This is a genomic window from bacterium, assembly GCA_029210965.1.
Lineage (GTDB): Bacteria > BMS3Abin14 > BMS3Abin14 > BMS3Abin14 > BMS3Abin14 > JALHUC01.
On sequence record JARGFZ010000001.1, the window covers coordinates 113,513 to 130,706 of the forward strand.

General features: G+C 53.9%; 14 protein-coding genes. All 14 read right to left on the minus strand.

Annotated features, from left to right (window positions below; all coding sequences use genetic code 11):
* Window positions 1–30: 30 nt before the first annotated feature.
* Window positions 31–858 (minus strand): dihydroorotate dehydrogenase electron transfer subunit, encoded by an 828-nt coding sequence (locus tag P1S59_00465; GenBank protein ID MDF1524737.1) that lies wholly within the window; start codon window positions 856–858, stop codon window positions 31–33.
* A gap of 34 nt (window positions 859–892) precedes the next feature.
* Window positions 893–2,323 carry a transglutaminase family protein gene (locus P1S59_00470; GenBank protein ID MDF1524738.1) on the minus strand — a complete coding sequence of 477 codons (1,431 nt, stop codon included), beginning with the start codon at window positions 2,321–2,323 and terminating at the stop codon, window positions 893–895.
* Window positions 2,324–2,393: 70 nt separating this feature from the next.
* Window positions 2,394–5,606: a carbamoyl-phosphate synthase large subunit gene (gene carB / locus P1S59_00475; GenBank protein ID MDF1524739.1), complete on the minus strand. Its 3,213-nt coding sequence runs from the start codon at window positions 5,604–5,606 to the stop codon at window positions 2,394–2,396.
* A gap of 42 nt (window positions 5,607–5,648) precedes the next feature.
* The gene (gene carA, locus P1S59_00480) at window positions 5,649–6,842 is read right to left on the minus strand and encodes a glutamine-hydrolyzing carbamoyl-phosphate synthase small subunit (GenBank protein ID MDF1524740.1); all 1,194 of its coding nucleotides are present in this window, start codon (window positions 6,840–6,842) and stop codon (window positions 5,649–5,651) included.
* A gap of 118 nt (window positions 6,843–6,960) precedes the next feature.
* The gene (locus P1S59_00485) at window positions 6,961–8,262 is read right to left on the minus strand and encodes a dihydroorotase (protein ID MDF1524741.1); all 1,302 of its coding nucleotides are present in this window, start codon (window positions 8,260–8,262) and stop codon (window positions 6,961–6,963) included.
* Window positions 8,246–9,181, minus strand: coding sequence for an aspartate carbamoyltransferase catalytic subunit (locus P1S59_00490; protein MDF1524742.1), 936 nt, complete (start codon window positions 9,179–9,181; stop codon window positions 8,246–8,248). The genes P1S59_00485 and P1S59_00490 overlap by 17 nt, the downstream gene beginning before the upstream one ends.
* 102 nt (window positions 9,182–9,283) lie before the next feature.
* Window positions 9,284–9,835: a bifunctional pyr operon transcriptional regulator/uracil phosphoribosyltransferase PyrR gene (gene pyrR / locus P1S59_00495; protein ID MDF1524743.1), complete on the minus strand. Its 552-nt coding sequence runs from the start codon at window positions 9,833–9,835 to the stop codon at window positions 9,284–9,286.
* 393 nt (window positions 9,836–10,228) lie between these two features.
* Complete coding sequence (locus P1S59_00500; GenBank protein MDF1524744.1) at window positions 10,229–10,579, minus strand: hypothetical protein; 351 nt, start codon at window positions 10,577–10,579, stop codon at window positions 10,229–10,231.
* A 124-nt stretch (window positions 10,580–10,703) separates the two neighbouring features.
* Window positions 10,704–11,195, minus strand: coding sequence for a YajQ family cyclic di-GMP-binding protein (locus P1S59_00505; GenBank protein ID MDF1524745.1), 492 nt, complete (start codon window positions 11,193–11,195; stop codon window positions 10,704–10,706).
* A 308-nt stretch (window positions 11,196–11,503) separates the two neighbouring features.
* Window positions 11,504–11,770, minus strand: a complete 267-nt coding sequence (locus P1S59_00510; protein MDF1524746.1) for a hypothetical protein — start codon at window positions 11,768–11,770, stop codon at window positions 11,504–11,506.
* A gap of 348 nt (window positions 11,771–12,118) precedes the next feature.
* Window positions 12,119–12,772: a signal peptidase I gene (gene lepB, locus P1S59_00515; protein MDF1524747.1), complete on the minus strand. Its 654-nt coding sequence runs from the start codon at window positions 12,770–12,772 to the stop codon at window positions 12,119–12,121.
* Between the two features lie 190 nt (window positions 12,773–12,962).
* Window positions 12,963–14,759 carry a translation elongation factor 4 gene (gene lepA, locus P1S59_00520; GenBank protein ID MDF1524748.1) on the minus strand — a complete coding sequence of 599 codons (1,797 nt, stop codon included), beginning with the start codon at window positions 14,757–14,759 and terminating at the stop codon, window positions 12,963–12,965.
* 100 nt (window positions 14,760–14,859) lie between these two features.
* Window positions 14,860–15,102 (minus strand): hypothetical protein, encoded by a 243-nt coding sequence (locus P1S59_00525; GenBank protein MDF1524749.1) that lies wholly within the window; start codon window positions 15,100–15,102, stop codon window positions 14,860–14,862.
* 130 nt (window positions 15,103–15,232) lie between these two features.
* The gene (locus P1S59_00530; GenBank protein ID MDF1524750.1) at window positions 15,233–17,161 is read right to left on the minus strand and encodes a putative LPS assembly protein LptD; all 1,929 of its coding nucleotides are present in this window, start codon (window positions 17,159–17,161) and stop codon (window positions 15,233–15,235) included.
* Between the last annotated feature and the right edge of the window lie 33 nt (window positions 17,162–17,194).

Sequence of the window (17,194 nt, forward strand, 5' to 3'; positions counted from 1 at the left end):
TTTCGAAGGAACAGGCAGCAAAGAGCCCCCCTACACTTCTCCAAAAGAATGTAGGGCTAGCTCGCTGCCATTAAAAACCGGCCCCTCGCGGCACACTCTCACATAGTCACCGGAGGCCAATTGGGCCGCGCACCCGGAACACACACCAAATCCGCATGCCATGCGGGCCTCCAGGGAATACTGGGCGGAAAGGCAACGGTGGGCCGCCAGATCCATAACCGCCTTCATCATGGGGTTGGGACCACACACGAAGAGATGACTTCCCTCGCCGTTATCTTTGGCCTCGAGAAGGCCGGTCACAAGTCCCCGGGTCCCACAACTCCCGTCCTCGGTGCACGTCGCCGTCTCCACACCGGGAAACAGGTCCCTTCCCAGGTCTACAAGACGGTCACTGCTCGCTTCCCCATAGATCAGGGACAACTCCCCGACTCGGCCCAGCGCTTGCATTTTTCTGGCCAGAGCTAAAAGTGGCGGCAGCCCAGCACCCCCGGCAACCAGAAGGCTGGAGGTTCCTTCAGGAGGTAGGATGAACCCTCTTCCGAGTGGACCGAGAAAGGTCGCTGACTGGCCGGACCTCCAACGCTCCATAACGCGTGTTCCCCTGCCCACGACCCGGTACATGATCTCCACATCGGCTCCCTCTCCCTTTCTTTGGAACCCGGAGATACCGAAGGGCCTGGCCAGGAGAGGATCGGAATCCTCAGCAACCCTCAACATAATGAACTGGCCAGGGTAAGGATCATCCCCACGCCAGACAGAGGAGGAGAGGACCATCTGCCGCATGCCCGCTGCAACCGGTTCGTGGAGGGAGACAATCGCTTCCGTCAGGGCGCTCTGAACGCGTTCTTGATGGCACATGGTGTTTTTTACCTCCGGCGTATTTAATCTCAAATCACGAATCACGGAATTTTATTCTCCATCCCCCTTTACCCATGATAAAGGGGAACAGGCGGAACTGATCCTGGTAGCCGCCCACAGCAAGGGTCAGGTGGTCCACACCAGCGGGGAAATTGCCCAGGGTCGGATCAATAGGGATCCAGTCGCCTACATGCACCTGCACCCATGTGTGGAATCCGTATGCCCCCCTGTCGGGCAGGTAGACGACACCGTAAGCAAATCGTGCCGGCAGGCCTGCAGCACGACAAAGAGACACCGTAAGAAGGCTGTGAGACTGGCACTCCCCTTCACCGGTTTGAAGAACCTGAAGGGCGGAAAAACATTCTCTCATGGATTTTCCAATTTCACTGTTAACCCACCGCCCAATGGCCAGGGCCTTCTCCCATGGGTCCTCAAGGGAACCTGTTATTTCCATTGACAGCTCCCTGATCCTTGGTGAATCCAGATCAAGGCCGAGCACATCATCCGGCATCAGGGTCATGTCCGGCTGCCGCAGATCCCTGGAGGGAATAGTGGGCTTTGACAATGTCACTGCAACACCACCTTCAGTAGCGCTCACACGCTGCCACCTTCCCTCCGGGGGCGGGCGGAACGACCCCTGAAGCACGATAACAGCCTCATCCCGGTGTCCCAGATCCACGGGAATCCCCAAACCTGGTACAGCGGTCACAGACAGGATCGTCTCCAGTGCTAAAAAGCCCGACTGCTCATTTCCCTCAGGGGTCCTGGCCTCAACTCCCAGTGCCATTTTCTCCCGGTTCACCATTCCGCTGTCGTCGATCCATATTTTTTCCTCCATCCCCCAGTAGGACACGGAAAAGAGCCGGCCGTTTCCATTAGCGCCGCGATACTCGAGGGTGAGAGGAAACTCCTGCCCCAGGGTCATATTGAAAACGCCAAGCTTTAACTTTGCATTCTTTTCAAGCTGGGCCTTTTCAAGATACAAAGGCAGGACATCTGATATGAGGGTGCCGGCAGGGACACTGACACGGTCCCTGGTTCGAGCTCCGGAAACAACCTGCTCCCGCTCATAGTTACCCTCTCGGACCTTCAGAACCCTGGTTTCCCAGCTTCCCGCGCCGAAATCCATGGAGCCTATACTGGCTATAAGATCCATTCCCTCACCCACCCATGATGACTGGCTGGATGTAACAGAAAATCGATCACCGCGAAATGAGAGCCGGAGGTGGACACTTTCGGAAAGTTGAACAACCGGGCCTTCGCCCTGCCAGTTACCATTCATACGGCCCAGCCGAAGGTCTCCGACTCTATCCTTACCGGAGTATATACCCAGTTCCCGGACCTGTTCTTCTCCTGACGGCGTAAAGCTGTTCCCAAGGTCCCGGATAGGGGAACGATCTCTGCAGCCCGCAGCGGCCATAATAACCAGAGCAATAAACCAGATGATGATTGATTTGGGTTGCACTGTTCCGAATCCTTCCAGGTAAAACTCATAATGTACATGACCCTGAAAACCAGCTCGCAGGATAATGTGGTTATTCGACATCCTGCGAGTGAAAGTCCTGCAGTGCCCTTACGTCCCAATTTTTCCTCTTTAGAGCTTCGATCCCCAGAACAGCTGCCCTGGCACCGGGGACGGTGGTGAAATAGGCCACGTTCTGTTCGATGGAAGATCGTCTTATGGAATAGGAATCGTCGATGGCTTCAACCCCCTCCACAGTATTAATAACAAGCTGGACCTCACCGTTGACGATGGCGTCTACCAGGTGGGGCCTCCCCTCCCTGACCTTTTTCACGTACTGTGTCTGAATACCGACTTCGGAAAGAAAATCCCTCGTACCCTCTGTAGCTTTAATATAGAAACCCATCTCGTGAAGTTTCTTCGCTATCTGGACCACTCCTGGCTTGTCCTTGTCCTTTATGGAGAGAAGGGCCGTGCCTTCGGTGGGAATCCGCATGCCTGCAGCCAGTTGGGCTTTGGCAAAGGCGATGGGAAAATTGCTGTCAATCCCCATCACCTCACCGGTGGACCTCATTTCTGGTCCCAGGAGGGTATCAACACCCGGGAACTTGATAAAAGGAAATACCGCTTCTTTAACGGAGATATGCTTCGGAACGATCTCATCTATAAAACCCAATTCCTCCAGGGTCCGGCCCACCATAACCCGGGCCGCCATGCCCGCAAGGGGCAAACCGATAGCCTTGCTCACAAAAGGTACCGTCCTGGATGCCCTGGGGTTCACTTCCAGAATAAATACTTCATCGCCTCTGACGGCAAACTGAATGTTCATAAGGCCTTTGACTTCGAGAGCCTCTCCCAGGAGTTTCGTCTGGCGCACGATCTCCTGGATCAGTTTCGCATTCAGGGTAACCGGGGGCAGGCTGCAGGCAGAATCCCCTGAATGGACTCCCGCCTCCTCGATGTGCTCCATGACACCACCCACAACGACCCGTATACCGTCCGAGATGGCATCCACATCAACCTCTATGGCATCTTCAACGAACCTGTCTATGAGAACGGGATGTTCCGGTGAAGCGATCACAGCCTGTGTCATGTATTTCTCAAGACGGCCCTCATCGTAGACGATCTCCATCCCTCTTCCCCCCAGTACGTAAGATGGCCGCACAACAACAGGGTAGCCGATATCGGAGGCCGCATCTCTCGCCTCCTGAACCGAGGTGGCAATGCCGTTAGCCGGCTGCTTAAGACCCAGTTTGTGCAGGAGTTTCTGAAAACGCTCCCGATCCTCGGCCAGGTCGATCTTGTCCGGAGAGGTACCGATGATGGGGACGCCCGCTGCCTCCAGACCAAGGGCCAGGCTCAGCGGGGTTTGCCCCCCGAACTGAACGATGACACCATCAGGTTTCTCCGCTTCGACGATGTTAAGCACATGTTCTAAAGTCAGGGGTTCGAAATAGAGACGATCCGAAGTATCGTAGTCTGTGCTTACCGTTTCCGGATTACAGTTGATCATGATCGTCTCATAGCCCTCTTCTCTAAGAGCGAAAACACCGTGGACGCAGCAGCAATCGAACTCGATGCCCTGGCCGATCCGGTTGGGTCCCCCCCCGAGAATGATGATCTTCTTCCTGTTACTGGGAGCAGTCTCATCCTCCATGTCGTAGCTGGAGTACAGATAGGGTGTGTGAGCGACGAACTCGGCACCGCAGGTGTCTACTGTTTTAAAAGCGGCTTTTACCCCATCCTTTAACCTTCTGGCGCGCACCTTCTTCTGGCTCGTCCCCGTCAGCTGACCAAGTCGGATATCCGAGAATCCGGCCTGCTTGGCAATGAGTAGATCTTCTGTGGACAGGTCACTGAGGGACCTGCCGTCAAACCATGCCTCCGCCCGGATCAGCTGGGAAACCTGATCCAGGAACCAGGGATCGAAAGTCGACAGCTCCAGAATTTTCTCGGTAGATATCCCCCTGCGGAGCGCCTCAGCCAGATACCAGAGGCGTTCCCAGTTGGGTACTCTGAGCTTATCCAGCATCTCCTTCTCAGTGGCATCGGAACGTTCTTCCAGGCCCGCCGAGGATATCTCGAGGGAAGAAATAGATTTTAAAAGAGCTTCCTTGAAGGTCCGCCCGATGGCCATGGCCTCCCCCACCGATTTCATCTGGGTCGTCAGGGCCTGATCAGCCTTTGGGAACTTTTCGAAGGCGAACCTGGGGAACTTCACAACGACATAATCTATGGTAGGCTCGAAGCATGCCGGAGTTTCCATTGTGATATCGTTGGTTATTTCATCGAGGGTGTATCCCACCGCCAACTTGGCTGCTATTTTGGCAATGGGAAAACCGGTGGCTTTGGATGCAAGGGCACTGGACCTGGACACCCGGGGGTTCATCTCGATGATCACCATACGACCTGTTTCGGGGTGAACACCGAACTGGATGTTGCAGCCTCCCGTATCTACCCCTATCTCTCTTATGATGGCCAGTGAGGCGTCCCGCATCATCTGGTACTCACGATCGGTGAGAGTCATGGCCGGAGCTACTGTAATGGAATCGCCGGTATGGATGCCCATGGGATCGAAGTTCTCGATGGGACACACGATGACCACGTTGTCCATGCGGTCCCTCATGACCTCAAGCTCGAACTCCTTCCAACCCAGGATACTCTCCTCGACCAGGATCTCCCCTGAAGGGGACATGTCGATCCCCCAGGCGATGTATCGTTCGAACTCTTCCATGTTAAAGGCAACGTTGCCTCCCGTCCCTCCCATGGTAAAGGAAGGCCGGATGATGGCCGGCAACCCCACCTCATCCAGAACTCCCAGGGCATCGTGCATGGACCTGGCAAAACCGCTCCTGGGAAGGTCCAGACCCAACTTTTCCATGGCCGCCTTGAACTTGTCCCGATCCTCTGCTTTCTCAATGGCTTTGCGGTCCGCCCCGATCATTTCCACGTTGTATTTTTTGAAGACCCCTCTTTCGTCCAGGGCAATGGCCAGGTTAAGAGCAGTCTGGCCTCCCAGGGTGGGAAGGACCGCATCCGGGCGCTCTTTCTCGATGATCTTCTCCACGAATTCAGGAAGCAGCGGCTCTATATAGGTGCGGTCGGCCAGATCCGGATCGGTCATGATCGTAGCCGGGTTGGAGTTGACCAGGACGATCTCGTACCCCTCCTCCTTGAGGATCTTGCAGGCCTGTGTCCCTGAATAGTCGAATTCGCAGGCCTGCCCGATCACGATGGGGCCGGAGCCGACAATAAGGATCTTTTTTATGTCTGTGCGTTTGGGCAATGAGGTGCCGCTCCATGCAATAATTATTATGCGGAACCAATGTCAATATGCATTTCGGGTTTGAAACCGCGATTCTGAATTCTTGAAGTTTTCCATTAATTCCACAAATCGGTGAAACAGATAGTGCGCATCATGGGGCCCGGGCGCTGCCTCCGGGTGGTACTGGACCGAAAAAGCCGGCATCTCAAGGTGTCTGATCCCCTCAACAGTCTCATCGTTGAGGTTGATATGGGTGATCTCCACCTTCTGACCGGCTTTGACAAGGGAGGCCGGATCAACAACGAATCCATGATTCTGTGAGGTGATCTCAACCTTTCCGGTAGCCAGGTCCTTTACGGGGTGGTTTCCTCCATGGTGTCCGAACTTCAGCTTGTAGGTGGTGCCGCCAAGGGCCAGACCGAGTATCTGGTGGCCGAGACAGATCCCGAAGACAGGCACCTTGCCCAGAAGTTCCTTCACGCAGGCCACAGCGCATTTGACCGGTTCAGGGTCACCCGGACCATTGGACAGGAAAACCCCGTCAGGCTCAAGTTCAAGGATCCTTTCCGATGACGTCCCTGCCGGCACCACCGTGACCTTGCAGCCGACCCCCGCCAGTTCCCTGAGGATATTCCTCTTTATACCGTAATCCAGAGCAACCACACGCAGAGTCCCGGACACCTCTGAAAACCCGGTGAGCGGGTGGTAGGGACCCTCTTCCCAATCATACGCTTCAGAAGGGGTAACCTCGGCCACAAGGTCCTTACCTTCCATGGTCCCCCACGAACGTGCCGTATCCACCAGGTCATCCTCATTTACATCGCCTGTGCCGATAGCCCCGGCCTGGGCGCCATGGTCCCTGATGTACCTGGTAAGAGCACGGGTATCGACACCCTCGATCCCGATGATACCGTTTCCGGCCAGCCAGGACTCCAGACCCTCCTCCGCTCTCCAGCTGCTTGTCACCGTGGAACTCTCCCGCACAACAAAACCGGACACATGGGGTTTCTCCGACTCATCATCCCTCGAGTTGACCCCTGTGTTGCCTATCTGAACGGGTGTCATAACGACGATCTGTCGATGATAGGATGGATCGGTGAGGACCTCCTGATAACCGGTCATGCAGGTGTTAAAGACCACCTCCCCCACAGTGACACCCTCGGCTCCGAAACCCCAGCCGCGAAAGACAGTCCCATCGGCAAGGGCAAGGGTGGCACGGGGTTTGTTGTTCTTTAAGATCTGCGCAAGGCTGGGCATGGAAATTCCTGCTTATGGAATAGGGAAGGAGGAAGGAGGGAGGAGGAAGAAACCTCCAATCCGTCCATAATCTGGAATCCTTCCAAGGCTTTGTATTTAAATGTTTTTCCTTCTTCCTTCATCCTTCCTGTTTTATTATCCCTTTATTGCGATCGTACACCATCCTCCCCCCTACAAAGGTGTTCGCCACCTCCCCCGTCAGCTTCATTCCCGCAAAGGGGGTGTTTTTACCCTTGGAAAGGAACAGGGCAGGATCTACCATCCACTGAGCCTCCATATCCAAAAGGGTCACATCTGCTTGAGCGCCCTCGGCAAGGGTACCCCCCGGCAGTCCGGCGATCCTTGCGGGGTTCACCGTCCACTTGGCAAGGCCCTCCATCAGGGGCAGACGGCCTTTATGTACGAGACCGAGGGTCAATGCCAAAGCCGTTTCAAAACCGGAGATACCGAAGGCGGCCAGGTCAAACTCCCGGTCCTTTTCATCCCTGTGGTGTGGAGCATGGTCGGTGGCGATCACATCCATCGTCCCGTCGGCGAGGCTTTCGATGATCCCTTCAACATCATCAGCTGTCCTCAGGGGCGGATTCACCTTCGAGTTTGTATCGAAACCCCTCACAGCCTCGTGATCCAGGGTGAAAAAGTGAGGGCAGGTTTCAGCAGTTACGGACAGGCCTTCGGCTTTGGCGTTACGGATCAGATCCACCTCGCTTCGCGTGCTTACGTGGGCAATGTGGATCCGACCTCCGAATTCCCGAACCAGGGCTATGTCCCGGGCTATTTCGGACAACGCGGCAGCTGCCGGTATCCCCTCGAGACCCAGCATGGTGGCCACAAACCCCTCGTGCATAACACCCTCACCTGCGATGCTCAAATCCTCAGCGTGAGCAATGACAAGGAGGCCGAAAGCGGCCGAGTATTCGATGGCCCTGCGCATGATGCCGCCACTGTGCACGGGCCGGCCATCGTCGGACACTGCCACACACCCGCTCTGGGCCAGCTCCCCCATCTCGGACAGGGATTCGCCCTGCATCCCTTTAGTGATCGCTCCTATGGGGTAGACTCTTGCAAGACCGGCCTGGGACGCCTTGGCCAGGATATGGGCAGTCACGGAGGCGCAATCGTTGACCGGATCAGTGTTGGCCATACACATTACCGACGTAATACCGCCTTTTACGGCCGCCGCACTGCCGGAGGCCACAGTCTCCTTGTATTCAAATCCTGGTTCCCTCAGATGGCAATGCATGTCAATGAGCCCCGGAACGACAAGAAGACCGGAAGCATCCACATTCTTAACCCCGCGGGTAGCCTTGCCCCCCTGGCCTGTTCCTTTGATCACACCGTCCTCAAGGAGGAGGTCAGCTACCTCGTCCCTGCCCGAAGCAGGATCCACGATCCGTCCGCCGCTAATCAACCATTTCATCGATTCCTCCACTTAGGAGATAGAGGATGGCCATTCTCACTGCCACCCCGTTTTCCACCTGGTCAATAATTACACTGTAAGGTCCATCGGCTATCTCCGAGGATATTTCGATGCCCCTGTTGATCGGCCCCGGGTGCATGACGAGAACATCCCTATTCGCAGTGGCAAGGCGCTCGGCGTTGAGGCCGAAGAACCTGGCATACTCCCTGAGACTGGGGATCAGCATCCCGCTTTTCCTCTCCAACTGTATCCGCAGCATGATTATGATATCGGCGCCTTCAATGGCCGCATCGAAAGACGGCTGGACCGTCGCACCCATGGCCTCAATACCGACAGGAACCATAGTCGGCGGGCCCGTAACGTGCACGTTAGCCCCCATGGCGGTAAACCCGTAGATGTCGGACCGGGCCACCCGACTGTGGGTGATATCACCGGCAATGACAACTTTAAGACCAGTAAGGTCGCCCTTCCTTTCCCTTGCGGTAAAGATATCCAAAAGCCCCTGGCTGGGGTGCTGATGAGATCCGTCACCCGCGTTAACGATAGAACAATCCAGGCGATCAGCCAGCATGTAAGGGGACCCGCTGAACTTGTGCCTGATGATGACGACATCGGGAGCCATGGCTTCGATGTTCCGTGCAGTGTCCACCAGGGTTTCCCCCTTGGAAGTGCTGCTTGCCGAGGCCGAAAAATTCACCGCGTCAGCGGAAAGACGTTTGGCCGCGATCTCGAAGGACGTCCGCGTTCTGGTGCTGGGCTCGAAGAAAAGGTTCACGATGGTCTTGCCTCTGAGGGTCGGTACCTTTTTGATCTTTCTGGCTGAGATTTCTTTCATCCCGGCTGCCGCGTTCAACACACGGGTGATATCATCCCTGGTAAGACCGTCCAGCCCCAGAAGGTGGTTTGAATTGCCGATCATGGTAGTACCTCCGATGCGATCTCAGATCTCAGATCTCAGAAAGAGGGTTATGATATTCGTAAAAGTTCGACTTTGCGATTTGAGATTTGAGATTTGGGATTCTCATTCCATTTCCCCTTCCTCGATCGCCACCTCGTCAACCTTTGCACCTTGTTCGGTGAGCAGAACCCTGACCTTTTCGTGCAGTCTGGTGGGAATATTCCTGCCCACAAAATCGGCTCTGATAGGGAGTTCCCTGTGCCCTCTGTCAACCAGGGCAGCAAGCTGGACCCTCGCAGGTCTTCCGTGGTCCATAAGAGCGTCCATGGCGGCCCGGATCGTACGCCCTGTGAAAAGAACATCGTCAACGAGAACGATCGTCTTGCCCGATATGTCCCCCGGCATATCGGTAGCCTTGGGCATTGGCTTCGGGCGATCATCGATATCATCACGGTAAAAGGTGATATCGAGACTGCCAGTGGGAACCTTGGCACCTTCCACATTCTCTATGTGTCTGCAGATCCGCTGCGCCAGGGCCGGGCCGGGGGTAGGTATACCCACCAGAAGGATATCCTCAGGTCCCTTGTTTTTTTCCAGGATCTCAAACGCTATCCGTTTGATAGCCCTGTCGATCTCTACATGGTCCATGATCTGTCTGCGGCGTCGGCCTCTCATATGGTTTCTCCCTGCCTTTCACGGCAATAGATGTGGATGGAACAGTTCCCATTCTCAGCCTCACCAGGAAAAAAATGGCCTCCCCGCATACGCGGAGAGGCCATGAATACTTTTTTTCTAATGCTGTTCATCTACGTTCCCTTCCTAATCTCACGGAATTAGATTAAAGGGTGGTAACAGACACCTTATCTCGCGAACGGGAGTTGTTGTCAAGAGGGAAGGGCCGATTTAACGCCAATCCCAGATCTCAAATCTCATATCTCATATCTCAAAATAAATCCTCAAACATGATGACCTTCAAACTGTGACCTGTTGACATCCTGTGTGTTTGTTCTTGTTCCAGGAGCTTGTATTTTCTGAGATCTGAGATTTGAGATATGAGATTTATTTTATCTATTTCTTCCCTTTTTCCTCTCTCACGTGGAAATTCCACACATGTGTATACAGATCAAAGGGCGTTGGCACGGACACGGAGTATTTAACTTCCACCAGGGTATAGTTGGTTTTGGGATCTTTAACGATGACAATATTCTTCTCGGTGATGGGAATATTGTTACTGCTGGCAGCATTTTTGACCCGGCCCGTGGCTCTGGGGATGGTTCCATCATAATTCAGACCACGGGCGATATTGTCCACCTCGTCCGCGAACATGACATTTCTGACGTAAGGCACTCCGATCATCCATCCCGAAATGAGGAGGTACAGGATGACGGCAGCTATGAGGTAGTTTCTTAACTTTTTCATTTGAGAATGATTACCACAAAATGAAAAAAAGTCAAAAGTGGAAACCAGAAGGAGGAATAGGGAAGGAGGGAGGGGGAATTATTTGCGTTTCTTCGTCCTTCATCCTTCCACCAGATCCAGGTCCTCAGTCTTTCATATTCACATATTGCAGCGGGATCTCCATATCCTTTTCCCTGAGCATGGCAATGACCGACTGGAGATCGTCGATCTTTTTCCCCGTTACCCTCACCTGGTCATCCTGGATAGCCGCCTGGACCTTAAGCTTCGAATCCTTGATCATTTTGACGATCTTCCGTGCCGTTTCCTTGTCGATCCCCTGCTGGAAGGCCCCCTCGCATTTGAGATGTCCCTGGCTCGTGGGCTCGTGCTCGGCAAAGTGAAGCCCCTTGGCCTCGATCTTCCTTCTCACAAGCTGGGTGATAACGATCTCCTTAATGGCCTTTAACTTCATCTCATCGGCCGCCAGGATCTTGACCTTCTCCTCCTTGCGGTCCAGGTCCAACTCGGACCGCGACTGGCGAAGATCGTACCGGGTGGCGATCTCTTTTTTGGCATTGTTAACTGCGTTGTCCACTTCCTGCATGTCAATACGGTTTACGACATCGAAGGACGGCATGGGAGGACTCCTTGGTATATGTAAAAGTATAAGTATAAGTATTAGTAGAGGTAGGAGTAATCCTAACTCCGTTCCAGAACCTTTTTACCAGAAAAAGCAAGAATGTAGAATGTAGAATGTGGAACGCAGAATATAAGCTAACGATTTGGTGGACTAATGAACCGGTGCACTCCCTAATTCCTGGTTCTCGGATTTTGCCCTTGGACAAAGCTCAGGACCCCGAACCTGTCCAGGGGGATCTTGTTTTCCAAGTCATTTTGAGATTTGAGATTTGAGAACGGAACGAACATGTGCCAGTTGTGCAGAGCCTAGTACAGAGAAACGAGCCACACCGCGGTGGACCACGCCCACATCGTCCTGCGCCAGAGACCGATGGCAAGAGCCGCATTGATGCCGGTGTTGCCCGTAAGATCCAAACGCTCAAACCACGATACGGGCTCGTCAAGGGGATGGAGGGCTAAATAGATGGCGGTGATGACGTTGAAAAGGACCTGGACGGCGAACCAGATGGAGATCAGGCGCAGCGACCAGGGTCGCGGTTTCAGGTTTCGAGTTTCAGGTTTCAGGTTACTCACGGGATCAGTCTAAACTCTGGAATTTGTCAGAGTCTACAACCTGTCGATGTTTGTAATCTGAAATCGCGTCTAACATAGCCCGTTTCTATCGGCTGTCAAGAGTGTGCCGGGCACGAGGCTCGACTGACGAGGCAACCGTGGTCCCGCCAGCGGCGGGATGAGGATTACATAGGTGTGTGATTGCCGTGATCGCATTTGGGTGGAATGCGCTAACCGGCGCGCTAGAAGGGGTGAGATGCAAGGCCCGAGGGAGCGTGGGACCGCAGACGTACATGGCTGAGTACTTCGAGGATCACGCGCGACTGAGAACGAAGCAGATTGCCCGTTATTGCGCGCCGAACCCCTTTACTAATCAATTCCATCCCCTATTCGGCCAAACCGCGGCCAGTTTCGCGACTTATCCCACGACCAGTAAATAACGATGGCCTTCCCCCTAACATCCGCCAGATCCACAAACCCCCAGAAACGGCTGTCGTTGGAGTTATCCCGGTTATCCCCCATGACGAAAACCTTTCCCTCGGGAACGGTCACCGGTCCAAAGGTGTCCCGTCCGGTCAAGAACGTCCCTTCATCAAGGAAAACGGCTTGCGGAAAATCAATCGCTTCTCCGTTGATGAAAACCCGTTTATCCCGGACCTCCACTGTCTCCCCTCCCACACCCACACATCTTTTTATAAAATCCAGTTTTTTGTCCCTGGGGTATTTGAAAACAATGACATCCCCCCGTTTGGGCCCTCGAAGGGCCATGATCTTATGGTCGGAAAAGGGCGTCTTGAACCCGAAGAGAAATTTATTGACCAGAATATGGTCACCCACCAGCAGGGTAGGTACCATGCTTGGGGAAGGGATCTTGAAAGCCTGAATTACAAAGGTGCGGATGAAAAGGGCCAGGATAAGCGCCAGTATGATAGCTTCGGCGTACTCCCTGATCTTACTCTTGGTGCTACCCAACACTTGTTCTGGTGTATTGATCTTTTCAGTTCTGGTCATATCGCTGGACAAAAGTTTCTCCTTGAGAATCAGTGAACCGTGAAGGGTGAAGGGTGAAGGGTAATAACCAACCCTGATAACAAACGAAGGTGAGGGTAACGGATTTTACGCAAAAAACCAAAGGTCAAGGTTTAAAGTTCACGGTTCACGGTTCACCGCCTGCCCTGAGCCTGTCGAAGGGTTCACAGTTCACAGGCTACTTTCACTCAATTTTCAAAATCGCCATAAAAGCCTCCTGTGGGATCTCCACACGGCCCACGCTCTTCATTCTTTTCTTGCCTTCCTTCTGTTTTTCCAAGAGCTTGCGCTTCCTGCTCACGTCTCCTCCGTAGCACTTGGCCAGCACGTTCTTTCTCAGGGCCCTCACCGTTTCCCTGGCGACGATACGGCTACCGATGGCCGCCTGGATAATAACCTCGAACATCTGCCTGGGGATGAGTTCCTTCATTTTCGCAGCAAGGTCACGACCCCTGTAATAGGCCTTTTCCTTTGGTGCTATGACCGAAAGGGCATCAACCGTTTCCCCGTTGACCTTAATATCCAGTTTTACCAGATCACCGGCCCGATACCCCACGGGGTCGTAATCCAGGGAAGCGTAGCCTCGGCTGGTGGACTTGAGCCTGTCATAGAAATCGAAGATGATCTCGGCCAGAGGGAGATCGTACTCCAGCATAACCCTTCTGTCCTCGAGATAGGTCAGGCCCTTCTGTACTCCTCGGCGATCCGTAAGAAGGGAAAGCAGCCCTCCGAGGTACTTGTCGGGGACCAGGATGGTGGCTCGGACGTAAGGTTCGTGGATCTCATCATAATCACCGGAAAAGGACAATTTTGCTGGGTTGTGAACTTCGATCCATTCGCCGTTCTTTTTAAGAACTTTGTAGACAACTGTGGGCGCTGTGGTGACAAGGTCAAGCTGATGGTGTCTCTCCAGGCGCTCCTGTACCACTTCCATGTGCAGCATACCCAGAAACCCGCATCGGAACCCGAAACCCAGAGCTTCGGATGTCTCTGGCTCAAAGGAGAGAGCCGCGTCGTTCAAGACCAGTTTTTCAAGAGCTTCACGAAGTTGGGCGAAATCCTCGCTCGCCGCGGGATAAAGGCCTGTATAGACCATAGGTCGAACAGGTCTGAACCCGGGCAACGGTTCGGTTGCGGGTGAAGACGCGTTGGTGACAGTATCACCGACCTGAAGTTTTTTCAGGTCCTTGATACCGGGCACCAGATACCCCACGTCTCCCGCTCCCAGTGATTTTTCCTTCACGGACGCGGGACGAAAAGTACCGATCTCACCAATATCATAACTGCCGCCCTGGATAATGAGCTTTATTCTGGAACGGGCATAAAGCGTACCCTCGAACACCCTTACAAGGCTGACGACACCTACGTAATTGTCGTACCACGAGTCCACAACAAGTGCGCGCAGAAGGCCTGTGCGATCACCTATTGGAGCGGGCACTCGCTTAACCACGGCCTCTAGAAGTTCCTTGATACCGATCCCCGCCTTGGCGCTAACCTCCAGCACTTCATCCGGATCGATCCCCAGTAATGACACCAGCTCTTCCTTGACTCTCCCGGCATCGGCATTGGGTAGATCGATCTTGTTGATAACCGGTATGATGACAAGGTCCTGCTCCACCGCCAGATAGGCGTTGGCGATAGTCTGGGCTTCTACCCCCTGGACAGCGTCCACTACCAGTAACGCTCCTTCACAGGCCGACAGGGACCGTGAGACCTCGTAGGAAAAGTCCACGTGGCCAGGGGTGTCAATGAGGTTGAGGGCGTACTCCTGCCCGTCAACCCCCTGGTAATGCAACCTGACAGTCTGGGCCTTTATCGTGATTCCCCGTTCCCTCTCTATATCCATGGAATCGAGGACCTGTTCGGTCATCTGCCTTTTGGTAAGGGCTCCAGTGGCTTCCAGGAGACGGTCTGCAAGGGTGGATTTCCCATGGTCGATATGGGCGATGATAGAAAAGTTGCGGATGTTGGCTTGATTCATAAAATTCTAATTCCAGTTTTCAGATTCCGTATTCCAAAAGTTAGGTAAATCGTGAAGTGTGAACAGTGAATGGATATAAACAATATGCATTATTTACTATTCACCTTTCACTATTCACGGTTATCTGTTCCTGTTCCTGTTCCTCTTCTAGCTCCTGCTCTTTTTTCGCATTTTCCCCTCCACTCTGCCCATTACACTCTGCACTCCCCTCCAGAGGAGGGGCTCCGAACATTCTGAACGGCCGGGCCGGGTCTTTCAGAAAAATGGAGACGACGAGGAAAACGGCGAACAGGGCGAAAGCCAATCCGAAGGGCGCTAAAATGTAGAACAGTGGTCCAGACATGTCAAGGTATATCCTTTACATTATAGTTCAGAGTGCAGGGTTTAGAGTGCAGAGCACTTCCTCAATATCAGCCTTCAGTTCCTTTTGGTGTTTCCTCTACACACGACACTTTACACTCTACACTGCATTTTTATATGCCCAGCTCCAATTTCAGTTTCCAGTCTGTCCTGTCAGGGCTGCGAGAGCGCCCCACACTCAATGTCCAGCATCGCCCCGGGATGAGGACGGTTACCGTATCATCAGCCAAGGTATCGGCATCCATATCGTAGAAAGTTTCACCCGAAACCCGAACCCCAGCCAGGGTTAAATGGCCTTTACCGCTGAGCATTCCCGATGACCCATCAGTAGAATCTCGGCCCACCGTGACACCAAAAGCATTTGATTCATACCCCGCGTCAACGTGCCAGCCACGCAGGGAGTCCCTGTCAACAGGAATGGATGGCAGCACGAGGCTAAAAACGTCGTCCCGGTTCCTCGAAGCTCCCAGGAAAACCCCGGAATAAGACAGGCGGGTTATAGCGTAAGACTGTGCCAGATCCAGTTCGTGATCCCGCCAGCTTCCGGCCGTCAGATCCCACCTTAACCGGGATGAGGTCAAAAGACTGCGCACACGGGCATCAATAACTTTTCTCTCCTCGACCAGGTCCCTTCCGTCTCGGATGACCGATTCTCCGAAGGCCGCTCCCTGAGCTGCCGAGGCGGTTATCTCCAGATCTACAAGGTGCTTTCCCCAGGCGCCGGAGGATTCAGCAGCAAGTTTTTCAGCTAAAATGACAATGTAGGCTTCATCCTCAGTAGACCCTTCACCCCCTCCTGTCCCTATGATACCTCGGCCCTGGATGTGTCCAGCCAGTTTCCAGGGGCCAGGGATTTGTAGAACCAGGGTCGGACTTACAAGTGTGCGTTTTTCTCCGCCATCAAAATGTGTATCTTCGGCTTGGATCCCGACCCGCCATAAGTCCCCTCCTGCGGGACCTAATCGGACAACCCCCAGATCACGGTTCAGGACAGTCCCTAACGTATCGCTTCTGGCAAGTGACCCATCGGCCAGGAGACTGCTGGTCTGAATATTGAAGCCCAGAATGCCATGATCTCCCTCAAGGGATGCGTGCCGGTAAACAGCCCCAGGGTATCTCTCTTCAAACGTACCCCCGAACACAGCGGCAGAATTCGCCTCTCCGGTATCGTACCACCGTCCCCTTAACCACAGATCCGGTGTCAAGGCCATGGCATGATGGGCCCGGACATACCACATGTCAGACCGTTCACCACTCATGGCGAAACCGGCTATCTGCCCTCTGCCTCCCCAATCCAGTCTGTAGCGGGACTCAAGACCTAGTCCGGAGCTGTCACGACTGAACATTCTCGGGCTTACTGTGGCATCGGCATGGGATCCCAAAGTTATAAAAACAGGCCATATGGATTCCAGCCCTTTCTCATCGGAAAAACCGAATTCCGGGAACAGCAGCCCTGTCTGCCTCTTTGTCTTAACAGGATAAAAAAGGTAAGGGGTATAAAAGACCGGTATTCCGAATATCCTGAAAGCAGCGTGTCTTGCTTCCAGGTACCCCTCCTTGCGAACCTTTATTCTCGAAGCGGTGATGGACCAGTCGGGACATTCGCCAGGGCAGCTGGTGAAGACCCCCTTTCGAATACTGTACTCCTCCGGCCCGGTGCGATTGATATCTTCCCCGAGCACTCTGAAACCGTTTGGAACAATGATGATCTCTCCCCGGCTTATACCTCCAGTGAGATCGGCCAGGTCCAGGGCCAGTGCATCTCCGGTGAAAGCCCCTCCCCCGTCCTCCTTCATGACAACGTTGCCTGTAAGAATGAGAGTATCGGAACCAGGATCGTATCTGAGGTTGTCGCCCCTGACGGTCACCCCTTCTCCCTCGACCAGAACATTTCCTTCAGCTATGAGGGTCCCATCGGGAAAGGATGTCATGCTCCCGGCTGTAACGGAGATCTCCTGTCTCTTCTCCTGTGCCCACGAATCAGCCGGCCCGAGAAGGGAAACAAACAGGAAGGATGCAACAATGAAATATGCGTATCTCAAGCTTGTGGCCTCAGATTTTCATAAATGCACACG

Bases quoted from the DNA above. Each gene is read 5' to 3' on its own strand.
- P1S59_00465 (MDF1524737.1), bottom strand. From the start codon at position 858: ATGTGCCATCAAGAACGCGTTCAGAGCGCCCTGACGGAAGCGATTGTC.
- carA (MDF1524740.1), bottom strand. From the start codon at position 6,842: ATGCCCAGCCTTGCGCAGATCTTAAAGAACAACAAACCCCGTGCCACC.
- P1S59_00485 (MDF1524741.1), bottom strand. From the start codon at position 8,262: ATGAAATGGTTGATTAGCGGCGGACGGATCGTGGATCCTGCTTCGGGC.
- P1S59_00490 (MDF1524742.1), bottom strand. From the start codon at position 9,181: ATGATCGGCAATTCAAACCACCTTCTGGGGCTGGACGGTCTTACCAGG.
- pyrR (MDF1524743.1), bottom strand. From the start codon at position 9,835: ATGAGAGGCCGACGCCGCAGACAGATCATGGACCATGTAGAGATCGAC.
- P1S59_00500 (MDF1524744.1), bottom strand. From the start codon at position 10,579: ATGAAAAAGTTAAGAAACTACCTCATAGCTGCCGTCATCCTGTACCTC.
- P1S59_00505 (MDF1524745.1), bottom strand. From the start codon at position 11,195: ATGCCGTCCTTCGATGTCGTAAACCGTATTGACATGCAGGAAGTGGAC.
- lepA (MDF1524748.1), bottom strand. From the start codon at position 14,759: ATGAATCAAGCCAACATCCGCAACTTTTCTATCATCGCCCATATCGAC.
- P1S59_00525 (MDF1524749.1), bottom strand. From the start codon at position 15,102: ATGTCTGGACCACTGTTCTACATTTTAGCGCCCTTCGGATTGGCTTTC.